The sequence below is a fragment of the [Clostridium] saccharolyticum WM1 genome (genome assembly GCF_000144625.1).
Lineage (GTDB): Bacteria > Bacillota > Clostridia > Lachnospirales > Lachnospiraceae > Lacrimispora > Lacrimispora saccharolytica.
This window is the reverse complement of the sequence record NC_014376.1, coordinates 2,216,153-2,229,229: the sequence shown is the minus strand read 5'-3', so window position 1 is coordinate 2,229,229 and position 13,077 is coordinate 2,216,153. Positions and strand designations below refer to the sequence as shown.

Below are 13,077 nucleotides of genomic sequence, written 5' to 3'. Positions count from 1 at the left end.
ATATGGATCTGCCGCCAAATCGATATTCAAAATATTGAAAATTTTTCTTGACGTATGGCAAAATTATGCTATAATCATATCAGTGCTATAAAATACCCAAACAGTTGTATTATGCACAAGTACACAACTGGAGGGAGGTTAGGTGTGAGCTATGTCAAATGTAATCGTTAAAGACAACGAGAGCTTAGATAGCGCTTTACGCAGATTCAAAAGAAACTGTGCGAAAGCAGGTATCCAGCAGGAAATTCGTAAGAGAGAACATTACGAAAAACCAAGCGTAAGACGTAAGAAAAAGTCTGAAGCTGCAAGAAAACGTAAATATAACTAATAGTTAAAAGATGAATCCCTGGTCCCACTTCCTGTGACCAGGGGTTTTTTCGACTTTTATTGCCTTAAAATCTTCTCAACCCCTTAGCCCTGTATGCACTTATTCCTGAAAAAACAAGTTTTGCAAGCCAAATAATAAATGGCATGGTTGAACTGTAACGAATTTCCCATATATGATTTGCATATAGTATAAAGGAATAGAAAGAGAAGGGCAGAATAGGGATTATGTTTGAGGAATCAAAGGAAAAAGCAGCTTCCGCCTTAAAACTCCCCAAGGATGTAGTTTTGGGAGAAGTGCTTGTATCTTTTCTGGGACGTCATAGCGTTGTAATAGAAAATTACCGAAGCATTATCCTCTATACAGACTGTTCCATCAAACTCCAGGCCAAAAACTGCCGAGTCATCATCGGCGGAAGCAGGCTGATGATTGAATATTATACCAATGAGGAAATGAAAATTAATGGATTTATCAAATCCCTGGAATTTGAATAAAGGGCAACTGGAGGTGTAATCAAGTGCTTGCTTGGCTGAATCATTATTTTTTCGGTTATCTTTTTATAGAAATGACCGGCTTTTCTCCGGAACGCTTTCTCAATATGTGCAGCGTCCATGATATTGAACTGTGGAAAGTCATTAATTCCGGACATTCCTATCAGCTTTTCATGTCTGTACAAGGATTCCGCAAGGTAAAGCCCCTTGTACGTAAAACGAAGGTCAGACTTAAGATTTTAAAAAAGTTTGGACTTCCTTTTTTTTTACACAGGAATAAAAAACGGAAGCTGTATGCTGCCGGTTTTGCAAGCTTTTTTTTAATCCTTTATTCCCTTTCTTTATTTATATGGGATATTGAATTTGATGGAAACCGAATGTATACATACGATACACTTATAAAATTCTGCGAATCGGAAGAAATCCGGTATGGCATGAGAAAATCTAAAATTGATTGTGATGTCCTGGAAGAATCCTTTCGCTCCAAGTTTCCAGAAATAACCTGGGTATCGGCAAGGGTATCAGGAACCCGCCTTTTGGTTAAAATAAAAGAAAATGAAGTGCTTTCTGAAATCCCTGTAAAAGATGAAACTCCATGTGATATTGTAGCAGAAAAAAACGGGGTGATCACCTCCATGATCGTGCGCAGCGGAGTACCAATGGTAGCCATAGGCGATACGGTGGAACAGGGGCAGGTTCTGGTCAGCGGAGTCCTGCCCATCATAGGAGACAGCGAAGAGGTGGTAAATACTCATTATGTCCGTTCCGACGGGGACATAACGGCAAGAACAGAATATCACCTCACAAGACAAATGCCCCTTTTCCGGAAAATCGACGTGGAAACTGGAAAGATAAGGAAGGGGTATTATATGAAAGCTTTCCGTTTTTCCTTTCTTCTGATACGTCCGCGCCCAGAGGGAACATCATGGAAGCAGACCATGGAAGAAGAACAGCTTCACCTGTTCCAGAATTTCTATCTTCCCATTTATGTCGGAAAATTAACGGGAAAAGAATACATATCCTATGAGCGTCCTTATACTGAGGAAGAGAAAAAACAACTGGCTGAGGATATGAATAAAAGATACAAAAAAAATTTATTGGAAAAAGGGGTACAAATTCTGGAAAATCATGTTAAAATACTAGATAATGAATCTTTATGCCAGGTTGCCATAGATTTTGTGACCGAGGAGCCTGTAGGCAGGCGGGAGGCACTGAAGATACAAAGAACAGAGGAACCGGAGGAGACAAATCATTCAAATGAGCGTAATTGAGACAATCATAGACATCCCGGCTGAACACGAGAAAAACGTATGCGGACAGTTTGACAGCTACTTAAAGAAAATAGAACGGACCCTGCATGTTACCATGATCGGGCGGGATGGGGCCCTTAAGATCATAGGACCGGAGCAGATGGTCCAGAAGGCTAAAAGCGTATTCAATAACCTGATTGAGCTTTCCAGGCGGGGGAATGCCATTACAGAGCAAAATGTAGATTATGCCCTCTCTCTGTCATTTTCTGAAAATGACAGCCAGATCCTGGAAATCGACAAGGATATTATCTGCAGAACCATTACGGGAAGACCGGTAAAGCCCAAGACTCTTGGGCAAAAGCAGTATGTGGATCAGATCAGAAAAAAGATGATCGTTTTCGGAATCGGGCCTGCCGGAACCGGAAAGACGTATCTGGCCATGGCTATGGCCATCCAGGCTTTTAAAAACGGCGAGGTAAGCCGTATCATCCTGACGAGACCTGCCATTGAGGCCGGAGAGAAGCTGGGCTTTCTTCCAGGTGATCTGCAAAGTAAAATAGATCCTTACTTAAGGCCGTTGTATGATGCTCTTTATCAGATTATGGGAGCAGAGAGCTATCTTCACAATGCGGAGAAAGGCTTGATCGAAGTGGCACCTCTGGCTTATATGAGAGGCCGTACTCTTGACAATGCCTATATCATCCTTGATGAAGCCCAGAATACCACTCCGGCCCAGATGAAGATGTTCCTTACCAGAATCGGCTTTGGGTCAAAGGTGATCGTAACAGGTGACCAGACACAAAAAGATCTGCCTGCCGGAACCGTATCAGGACTTGACATGGCTTCTCGGATATTAAAGAGAATTGACGACATTGGTTTCTGCCATCTAACCAGCAGTGACGTTGTCCGTCATCCTCTGGTGCAGAAAATTGTACAGGCCTACGATGATTATGAATCAAAGAAAAAGACCGGAGAGCGAAAGACAAAGGCCATTGGCGGCAGAAAGGCACGTTATGACGATTAATATTGAATATGAGGCAGAACAGAAACTGGATATCCCATATGAAGATATTATTAAAAGAGTGGTGGAGGAATCTCTGGATTATGAAAACTGCCCTTATGAGGCAGAGGTCAATGTCCTGATTACCGGCAATGAGGAAATCCGCCAGATCAACAGGGAATACCGGGATATGGACACCCCTACGGATGTCCTTTCCTTTCCAATGATTGAGTATGAATGTCCTTCGGAATTTGAACATCTGGAAGAGACGGCAGACGACTGCTTTCATCCGGAAACAGGAGAGCTTTTGCTGGGAGACATTGTAATATCAGTAAATAAGGTAGAAGAACAGGCGGAAAAGTACGGCCATTCCCAAACAAGGGAGCTTGCTTTTTTAGTGGCACACAGCATGCTTCATCTATGTGGTTATGACCATATGGAAGAGGATGAACGTGAGATCATGGAGAAAAAGCAGGAGGAAATCTTAAGCCGGGGAGGATACACAAGATGATGAAAAAGGTATGGTTTGGATTCGCTGGTTTCCTGCTGTCTGCCGCTTTTTTATCCGGCTGCAGTAAAAAATATGAGGAAGTATGGATTTCGGAACAATCAGTGGTACCATCCGATGCTTCGGAAACAAAAGAAATTAAAATCAGCAGCACGGAAGCGGCCAATGGACCGGAGGCGAATACCGGGGAATACTATACCTTCGAAGAGCGTACCGAAAAGGATGGGATGATACGCAGCTATCTCACCGGAGAGATGGTGGATACAGCCATAGGGAACCGGAGACCGGTAGCGGTTATGATGAGCAATGACAAGGAAGCACTTCCTCAATATGGGATCAACCGGGCCGGAGTGGTTTATGAAGCACCGGCCGAAGGGGGAATGAACCGATATATGGCTGTTTTAGAAAACTATGATGATCTGGACCGGATCGGATCTGTAAGGAGCTGCCGTACCTATTATACATATTTTGCCCGTGAATTTGATGCTATTTATGCCCATTACGGGCAGAGTACCTTTGCAAAGCCTTATCTTGCCAATGTGGATAATATTAACGGACTGGATGCCATCGGCACGGTGGCATATTTCCGTACCAAAGACCGGAAATCCCCCCACAATGCTTACACCAGCGGGAACCGTTTAAATAAGGCCATCCTTCAGCTTGGCTATTCGGAAACTTACGACTCCTCCTACCGCGGCCATTACCGCTTCGCCAAAGACGGCCGTAAAGTGACACTGGAAGAAAAAAACGGTGTCAGCGATGCTTATAAGGTCTATCCGGGCTATGTGCTCAACAAACCTTGGTTTGAGTACCATGAGGATGACGGGCTTTATTACCGGTTCCAGTATGGAGCCCCCCACAAGGGAGACGAAGGGCAGATCAAGGTGAAAAATATCATCCTGCAGTATTGTCCTTCCGCCCATTATGCCACGACAGAATATTTAAACATAAACGTACAGGATGACTCTTATGGCTGTTACGTAACGGAAGGCCGTTCCATCCCCATCAAATGGTCCAAGGATGGGGAATTCGGCCCAACACATTATTACGACATGGAGAATAACGAGATTATCCTGAACCAGGGAAAAACCTGGGTGTGTATTATTTCTGCACAGGATTCTCCTAATGTGAAATTATATGGAAAAGAATAAGACAAGCAGAAAGCGAACGAAGAAGGGAGCCTCTAATTTCCTGGTCCAGGGTGTCATCCTCGCGGTGGCTGGTATTATCGTCCGGGTCATAGGCATGTTTTACCGCATCCCCCTGGCGGATATTTTAGGTAATGAAGGAAACGGCTATTACAGCTCTGCTTTTACGATTTATTCCCTTCTTTTGATCATATCATCTTATAGCCTGCCGACAGCAGTATCCAAGATGATCGCCACCAGACTGGCAAGAAAAGAGTACCGCAACTCCGTACGGGTGCTAAAGGTCGCCTTGTTCTACGGAACCGTGGCCGGAGGGGTGGGGGCTGCTGTACTCTGGTTTGGAGCGGATATATTTGCCAACCGTTTTTTAAAAATGCCTTATACCTTTTATGCCTTAAAAACGCTGGCCCCCACGATCTGGGTGATCGCCTATCTGGGTGTGTTCCGGGGCTATTTCCAGGGAATTGGGACCATGCTGCCCACAGCCATATCTCAGGTACTCGAACAGATCGTCAATGCGGTCATCAGCGTTTATGCGGCTTCCAGGTTGTTTCAGGCCGGACTTAAATCCAACCTGGTTCACGGGTCCACTGCTTATTCCTTTGCTTTTGGAGCTGCGGGAGGGACCATTGGAACAGGAGCAGGGGCAGTAGCTGCCCTGTTATTTCTCCTTTTCCTTTTATTCAGCTATTTACCGATTGTGAAAAGGCAGGCCAGAAGGGACAGGACCAGACGTCGGGAATCCTATGGGGAGCTTTCCGGCGCCCTTTTAATGACAGTCCTGCCCATTGTTTTAAGCAGTGTTGCCTACAACATCAGTACCGTTATTGACAACAGCATCTATGGAAACGGCATGACGGCCATGGGCATGGGTGCATCGGAGATCGCTTCCAATTGGGGCATCACCGGAAAGTATCAGCTTCTTTTTAACATACCGGTGGCAATTGCCAATTCCCTTTCTTCTGCACTCATTCCGTCTCTTTCCAGGGCAATGGCAGAAGGGCAGAAGGGGCAGTTGAAAAGTAAAGTCTCCATGGTGATCCGTTTTTCCATGCTCATCGCAATACCGGCTACGGTGGGCCTTACGGTTCTTGCAGGGCCTATCTGCAATCTTTTGTTCAGCAGGAATGATAACTCGGCCCTTATTAAGATGATGATGTACGGGTCTGCGGCAGTGGTATTTTTCTCTCTTTCCACAGTGACCAACGGAGTGCTGCAGGGAATCAACCGGATGCAGGTCCCCCTAAGGAATGCGATCATTTCCCTGATCCTCCATGTTATCATCCTGTGTGTCATGCTTTTTGGATTCCGGATGGGTATCTACAGCGTAGTGTATTCCAACATCCTGTTTGCATTTACCATGTGCATATTAAACGGAGCGGCGATCCGAAGATTTTTAAACTACAGGCAGGAAATGAAAAAAACATTTCTCCTCCCCATTGTGGCATCGGGGATCATGGGAGCGGCTGCCTACGGCACCTATTTTTGGGTGCATCTGACCTTAAAGCGTAATGTATTTGGTGTTCTTGCCGCCATAGTAATGGCAGTGGTGGTTTACGGAATCCTCCTTTTAAAGCTGCGCTGTGTGGACGAAACGGAGCTTTTAAACGTGCCTGGCGGGAGAAAGCTGGTGCGCATTGCAAGAAAATTCCATCTTTTGTGATTAAAACCCAGGAAGAAGGCAGATACTATACTTACTTGAAGGAGGTATCATCTCATGAAGAAGTATATGTTCTGCTTTCTTTTATTCGTAGCGGCATCTGCGATCTGCCTGGGGATAGGCTTTGCCATTACAAAGGACAGCGTAAGGCCTGAGGAAGCCCTGCCGGGGGCAACCATAGAAACAGAAACTGTGACAGAAGCGCAGATCGTAATCAACCAGGAAGAGGAAGAAGCTGAGCCTGTAAACGCTAAGAGTAAGGAGAAATACTATCTTGTTTCAGAGGACGGATATTTGCTCGTCCTCTACCAGGATAAAACCACCATCTGCCTTTATACCCATATGCCAATTACCGATTTCCCCGAGGAAGAGCGGGGAAAATTAATGGAGGGCATATGGTTTTCTTCCATGATAGAAGTATTTAATTATCTGGAATCCTATACAAGTTAAAGAAACACTTGAAATATAGAGGCAAACTGGATACAATCGGTCTGTCTGTGGATACAGGAGGATTTTATGAAACGACAGGTAATCATCGTAGGAGCAGGAGCTTCCGGTCTGACAGCGGCCATTCAGGCAGCCAGGCAGGGCGCTTCTGTTACCGTTTTAGAGCATACAGCCAAGCCGGGGAAAAAGCTTCTTTCCACAGGAAACGGAAAATGCAATTTAACCAATCTTATAACTCCTGAAAACGCTTACCGTGGAGGACAGCTGTCTTTTATAAAAAGAGTTCTGGAGAACATCACCGTGGGACAGACCCTGGAATTCTTCCGGGATCTTGGCCTTGTTCTTACAGACCGGAACGGATATGTCTATCCAAATTCCGGGCAGGCGGCCTCCGTCCTTAATGCGCTTCTTTTTGAACTGGAGCATCTGGGTGTATCTATTGTTACCGACTGTCAGGTGATAGAGATAAAAAAGGATTTGTCCCTGGTAACTTCGAAAGGAGAGAAACGGGCGGATGCCCTTATTTTAGCGGCAGGTTCCTCGGCAGCCCCCAAAACAGGCTCCGATGGCAGCGGCTATGAGCTGGCAAAAGCTTTGGGACACAAAATCATTAAACCTCTGCCAGCCCTGGTACAGCTTAGGTGCAGAGAAAAATGGTACAAGCAGGCAGCAGGAGTCAGGACGGAGGCTTTCGTGACACTTAAAATAGACGGTAAAACGGCGGCAGCCGACCGGGGAGAGCTTCAGTTTACAGATTATGGGATTTCCGGCATTCCCGTTTTTCAGATCAGCCGGTATGCAGTCAGAGGGATTGATGCAGGGCAACAGGTTACAGCGGAGCTGGATTTTCTTCCTTCCATGAATATTGACAATACCCGTCAGTTTCTTTCGGAAAGGGTAAAACGCTTGGGTTACCGGCGGGCAGAGGAGTTTTTAAATGGTGTTTTAAATCATAAACTAAACGGGATTCTTTTAAAGGAAGCCGGAATCATGAACGAGGGCCTGGTAAAAAATATCACCCCTGTCCAGATCAACAGACTTGTTTCTGCCTTAAAGGGACTGAAAACGAATATTCTTGCTTCCAATTCCTTTGATCAGGCCCAGGTATGCAGCGGAGGTATTGATACCATGGAAGTTGATCCGGATACCATGGAATCTAAACTTATTAACGGCCTTTATCTGGCCGGAGAAATACTTGACGCAGACGGTATCTGCGGAGGCTATAACCTGCAGTGGGCCTGGTCTTGCGGCATACTTGCCGGTACCTGTGCAGGAAAAGGAATATCCAACAGGTGTATTGCACTTAAAAAAGCCAGAAGCGCTTATCCCGGAAAACACAGGCAGGAATAGAACTTCCTGAGAGCATAACTTAAGACCCGGAAAGTATGGGCAGGAATGAGGATAATCATGATCAGAATCAATCAATTAAAGCTGCCGGTGGAGCACAGTTCAGAGGCCTTATGGGCAAAGGCAGCAAAAGCTTTAAAAGTTCAGGTTAAGGACATCCGTTCTATCCTTATAATAAAGCAATCCGTAGATGCCAGAAAAAAGGAGGAAATCCATTTTACCTACTCCATAGATGTGGAGGTTGAAAAAGAAGAGTCTGTGTTACATAAAGCAAAGAGCGGGGACATCGGGTTATCAGAGAAAAAGGAATATGTGTTTCTAACGTCCGGAACCAAAAGAATGGCTCACCGGCCGGTGATTATAGGGACCGGACCAGCCGGACTTTTCTGTGGGTTGATGCTGGCCAGGAACGGCTATCAGCCCCTGCTATTGGAGCGGGGAGAGTGCGTGGAAAAACGCAAGGAGGCCGTGGATCTATTCTGGAAGGGCGGAACATTAAGGCCTGACTGTAATGTACAGTTTGGAGAGGGAGGAGCAGGCACCTTTTCCGACGGAAAGCTGAATACGCTTGTAAAGGATCCTCTTATGAGGAACCGGAAGGTATTGGAGCTTTTTGTGGAATTCGGTGCAGATCCCTCTATTCTCTATGTAAATAAGCCTCATATCGGCACAGATGTTTTAAGCGGCATTGTGAAAGGAATGAGAAAAGAAATTATACGGCTTGGGGGAGAGGTCCGTTTCAACAGCCCTGTGACCGATTTTATAATGAATGACCACCGGCTGCAGGGGGTTGTTGTCAATAAAAAGGAACAGATCCCCGCAGAGGTTCTTGTTCTGGCCATCGGACACAGTGCCAGGGATACCTTTGAAATTCTGAACAAAAAAGGAATACCCATGGAAGCAAAGGCATTTGCAGTGGGCTTAAGGATCCAACATCCCCAGGAAAACATAAACCGGTCTCAGTATGGAACCGGTAACCACCCCATACTAGGCCCAGCGGATTACAAGCTGACGCATCAGTGCGCAAACGGCAGAGGTATTTATACCTTCTGTATGTGTCCGGGAGGATATGTGGTCAACGCTTCTTCCGAAGAAAAAAAGCTTGCAGTTAACGGGATGAGCTATCACAAACGGGATGGCGTGAATGCTAACAGCGCCCTGATCGTCACGGTAACGCCGGAGGATTTTGGAAGCACGGCTCCTCTCGCCGGCATCGCTTATCAAAGACGGCTGGAAGAGGCTGCCTTTTCCTATGGCTCCGGAAAAATTCCGGTTCAGCTATACGGAGATTTTAAAAAGAGCCAGACCTCAAAGACCTTTGGATCCGTGGCACCTGCATTTAAAGGCCTTTATGAATTTGTAAATATTAGAGATTTTCTTCCGGAATACTTATCAGAATCAGTCATAGAAGGAGTGGAAGCTTTTGAACGCCGCATCCATGGTTTTTCCATGGCCGATGCTATTTTAGCTGGTGTGGAAAGCAGGACTTCTTCGCCGGTACGGATCCCCAGGAACGAAACGTTTGAATGCGGTATAAAAGGAATCTATCCATGTGGAGAAGGTGCCGGATACGCAGGGGGAATTACCTCTGCGGCAATGGATGGCTTAAAAGTGGCAGAAGCCATTGCTGCAAAATTTGAAAGGTTTTCTATATAAATTGACGAAACTGCAAAAATGATGTAAGATATGAAGCAAAAAGAATTCCAGAAAGCAGATGATAATGAAGATGAACACCTGGGAACGAGAGAAACTAAAGGATAAAAAAAGGATTGTAATTAAAATTGGATCCTCTTCCTTAACACATGCCTATACCGGGGACTTAAACCTGATGAAAATCGAGAAACTGGTTCGGGTAATCAGCGATTTAAAAGGACAGGGAAAAGAGGTGGTTTTGGTTTCCTCCGGTGCTATTGCAGCAGGACGCCAGGCTCTGGGTCATCATACCAAGCCCGTAACTATATCGGAAAAACAGGCATATGCAGCCGTAGGCCAGGCCAGGCTTATGATGGTGTACCAGAAGCTCTTTGCAGAATATAATCAAATAGCTGCACAGGTTCTTTTAACCAAAAATACTATGGTTAATGACAGCAGCCGATACAACGCCCAGAATACCTTTGATGAACTTTTAAAGCTGGGAACCATCCCCATTGTCAATGAAAATGATACCGTATCCACTTCCGAAATTCCCCTGGTGGATAATTTTGGTGATAATGACCGGCTATCCGCTATTGTTGCCGCATTGATCGGAGCGGATCTTCTTATCTTATTATCGGATATCGACGGCCTTTATTCTGATGACCCCAGGCAAAATCCAGACGCAGAATTTATCGGACTGGTAAGGGAAATCACGCCAAAGCTTCTTGATATGGGGAAATCCACCTCTGGAAGCGATGTGGGCACCGGAGGAATGGCCGCAAAGCTGGCAGCCGCCCGCATTGCCACGGACAGCGGTTCTGATATGGTCATTGCAAACGGAGATCAGGTGGATGTCATTGGGCAGATCGTGGAGGGAGAAGTAAAAGGGACCTTGTTCCTGGCCCATCCAAACCATGACTTTGATTTAATGGACTATATTAATCATGAGTATTAAGGAGAAACCTATGAATCAGGAAAAGATTGACCGAATCAATACACTTTATCATAAATCAAAATCAGTAGGATTATCAGAAGAAGAACTGGCAGAGCAGGCTGCTTTACGGAGGGAGTATATTCAAACCATCCGCAATAATTTACGAGGTAATTTAAACAATATTTCGATTCAGGAAAAAGACGGTACCATAACGGATTTAGGTAAAAAATATGGAAAAGTCGGAGAAGAATGATATCAGGGCATTGATCAAGGAGCAACGCAGGTCTTTGGAGTCAGCCGCTGAAAGCCTTTGGAACGATTCCATTTGTGAGCAGCTTTTAAACATGGATGACATTCTCAAGGCATTTTGTGTCTATTGCTATGTATCCTTTCGCCGGGAAGCGGGGACCTGGAGGTTCATGGAAACTTTATTAAAGCAGGGAAAATGCGTAGCCGTACCAAAGGTCGTTGGAAAGAACCTGGAGTTTTATTCTATATCGGGGAAAACAGATTTGGAGGAAGGCGTTATGGGAATTATGGAGCCTAAACCATCCTGTTTAAGAATACATGATCCGGGAGCTCCTGTTATTGTTCCCGGAATAGCCTTTGACCAGTCCGGGAACCGGATCGGATACGGAGGTGGATACTATGACCGTCTGTTTGAGAAGGAACCAAACCATCCCCGCATTGCCATAGCATACGGCTTTCAGATATTGGAACATATACCAACGGAACCTCATGACAAACGTGTGGACTGGATTATTACCCCTTAATGCAGCACTGGGAGGGCAGGAAAAAAGAAGCACCGTTTAGAAAAAGATTGGAGGACTCTTTTATGACGATTACAGAGATTGGAAAGACAGCAAAAGAAACAGCCGGAATCATGGGGATCCTGGGTTCAGCAAAAAAGGAGGAAGGCTTAAAGGCGGCAGCGGCGGCCCTGCTGGAAGGAGAAGTGGAAATTCTCACCGCAAATCAGGAGGATGTAATAAAAGCAGCAGCTTCCGGTATGAGTGCCGGGCTGATCGACCGCCTGGAATTGACTCCTGCCAGAATCGAAGCCATGGCAGACGGGCTTTTGTCCGTAGCTGCTCTGGAGGACCCGGTGGGAGAGGTGCTTTCCATGAAAGTCCGCCCCAATGGCCTAACCATCGGACAGAAGAGGGTTCCTCTGGGGGTTGTCGGTATTATATATGAAGCCAGACCTAATGTAACTGCCGATGCCTTTGGACTCTGCTTTAAATCAGGAAATGCCGTGATCTTAAAGGGAGGAAGGGATGCCCTGGAATCTAATAAGGCTATTGTAAAATGGCTCCGTACCGGCCTTAGAAATGCGGGCCTGCCAGAGAATGCCATCCAGCTCATTACCGATATTGACCGGGAAGTAACTAAGGAATTCATGCGCCTTAGAGAGTATGTGGATGTATTGATTCCAAGAGGAGGGGCGGGTTTAATAAGAACTGTTGTAGATAACAGCACCATTCCAGTCATTGAAACAGGAACAGGAAACTGCCATATTTTTGTCGACGAAACTGCTGATTTTAATATGGCTTTGGATATCATATACAACGCAAAGACTCAGAGGATCGGAGTTTGCAATGCTTGTGAGTCCCTGGTCATTCACAGAGCAATTGCCCCCGGTTTCCTGCCCTTATTAAAAGAACGGCTTTCTCAAAAATCGGTTGAGATTCGTGCGGACGAGGAAGCCTGTGCCATGACAGAGGGATTTATTTCAGCCACTGAAGAAGATTGGGGTTGTGAATACCTGGATTATATCCTGTCGTTAAAGCTTGTGGGTTCTGTGGAGGAAGCGATTACCCACATTAACCGTTATAGCACCAGGCATTCCGAATCTATAATTACATCAGATTACAACAATGCCCAGAAGTTTTTAAATGAGATTGATGCGGCAGCAGTTTATGTCAACGCTTCCACTCGTTTTACTGATGGACATGAGTTTGGATTTGGAGCTGAAATTGGCATCAGCACTCAAAAACTCCATGCAAGAGGGCCTATGGGACTTAAGGAACTGACCACCACCAAATATATCATCTATGGCAACGGACAAATTCGCCCATAGTTGGAAGGTCTGTCTTTATGCTAGCATTCTGCTGTTTTTATAAATTGACAGTTTTATTTAGTTATGATAAACTATGGACATATAAAACGAAATGAGGTGTAAGGATGAAGAAATGATTCTTGCTGAAGGAACTGCATAATAAGAAAAGGGGACGATCCCCTTATTTGTTATGCCTGTTTTTGCAAGAATCTTATTTCTTCTCCTACCTTTTCTGTCACGACAGGACATGAATCCAGCGGAAAGTTTGCCCGA

14 protein-coding genes are annotated in these 13,077 nt (G+C 45.4%); all 14 read left to right on the top strand.

Features of this window, described 5'->3' with window-relative positions; genetic code table 11:
• Window positions 1-151: 151 nt before the first annotated feature.
• Window positions 152-328 carry a 30S ribosomal protein S21 gene (gene rpsU, locus CLOSA_RS10465; RefSeq protein WP_003504099.1) on the top strand — a complete coding sequence of 59 codons (177 nt, stop codon included), beginning with the start codon at window positions 152-154 and terminating at the stop codon, window positions 326-328.
• Between the two features lie 224 nt (window positions 329-552).
• Complete coding sequence (locus CLOSA_RS10460) at window positions 553-819, top strand: YabP/YqfC family sporulation protein (RefSeq protein WP_013272738.1); 267 nt, start codon at window positions 553-555, stop codon at window positions 817-819.
• Between the two features lie 23 nt (window positions 820-842).
• Window positions 843-2,087, top strand: coding sequence for a sporulation protein YqfD (gene yqfD, locus CLOSA_RS10455; RefSeq protein WP_013272737.1), 1,245 nt, complete (start codon window positions 843-845; stop codon window positions 2,085-2,087).
• A complete protein-coding gene (locus CLOSA_RS10450; RefSeq protein WP_013272736.1) occupies window positions 2,074-3,090 on the top strand; it encodes a PhoH family protein in 1,017 nt (338 codons plus the stop codon). The genes yqfD and CLOSA_RS10450 overlap by 14 nt, the downstream gene beginning before the upstream one ends.
• Window positions 3,080-3,577 (top strand): rRNA maturation RNase YbeY, encoded by a 498-nt coding sequence (gene ybeY, locus CLOSA_RS10445; protein ID WP_013272735.1) that lies wholly within the window; start codon window positions 3,080-3,082, stop codon window positions 3,575-3,577. Before CLOSA_RS10450 ends, ybeY begins: the two co-directional genes overlap by 11 nt.
• Window positions 3,574-4,725 (top strand): DUF3048 domain-containing protein, encoded by a 1,152-nt coding sequence (locus CLOSA_RS10440; protein ID WP_013272734.1) that lies wholly within the window; start codon window positions 3,574-3,576, stop codon window positions 4,723-4,725. Before ybeY ends, CLOSA_RS10440 begins: the two co-directional genes overlap by 4 nt.
• A complete protein-coding gene (locus CLOSA_RS10435; RefSeq protein WP_013272733.1) occupies window positions 4,712-6,385 on the top strand; it encodes a putative polysaccharide biosynthesis protein in 1,674 nt (557 codons plus the stop codon). The genes CLOSA_RS10440 and CLOSA_RS10435 overlap by 14 nt, the downstream gene beginning before the upstream one ends.
• A 54-nt stretch (window positions 6,386-6,439) precedes the next feature.
• Complete coding sequence (locus CLOSA_RS10430) at window positions 6,440-6,832, top strand: hypothetical protein (protein ID WP_013272732.1); 393 nt, start codon at window positions 6,440-6,442, stop codon at window positions 6,830-6,832.
• 66 nt (window positions 6,833-6,898) lie between these two features.
• A complete protein-coding gene (locus CLOSA_RS10425) occupies window positions 6,899-8,179 on the top strand; it encodes a BaiN/RdsA family NAD(P)/FAD-dependent oxidoreductase (RefSeq protein WP_013272731.1) in 1,281 nt (426 codons plus the stop codon).
• A 57-nt stretch (window positions 8,180-8,236) separates the two neighbouring features.
• Window positions 8,237-9,832, top strand: coding sequence for an NAD(P)/FAD-dependent oxidoreductase (locus CLOSA_RS10420; protein WP_013272730.1), 1,596 nt, complete (start codon window positions 8,237-8,239; stop codon window positions 9,830-9,832).
• Between the two features lie 70 nt (window positions 9,833-9,902).
• Window positions 9,903-10,766, top strand: a complete 864-nt coding sequence (proB, locus tag CLOSA_RS10415; protein WP_013272729.1) for a glutamate 5-kinase — start codon at window positions 9,903-9,905, stop codon at window positions 10,764-10,766.
• Between the two features lie 10 nt (window positions 10,767-10,776).
• Entirely contained in the window at window positions 10,777-10,998 is a 222-nt protein-coding gene (locus tag CLOSA_RS10410) for a DUF896 domain-containing protein (RefSeq protein WP_013272728.1), read from the top strand.
• A complete protein-coding gene (locus CLOSA_RS10405; protein WP_013272727.1) occupies window positions 10,976-11,518 on the top strand; it encodes a 5-formyltetrahydrofolate cyclo-ligase in 543 nt (180 codons plus the stop codon). The genes CLOSA_RS10410 and CLOSA_RS10405 overlap by 23 nt, the downstream gene beginning before the upstream one ends.
• 62 nt (window positions 11,519-11,580) lie before the next feature.
• The gene (locus CLOSA_RS10400; protein ID WP_013272726.1) at window positions 11,581-12,825 is read left to right on the top strand and encodes a glutamate-5-semialdehyde dehydrogenase; all 1,245 of its coding nucleotides are present in this window, start codon (window positions 11,581-11,583) and stop codon (window positions 12,823-12,825) included.
• Window positions 12,826-13,077 lie beyond the last annotated feature (252 nt).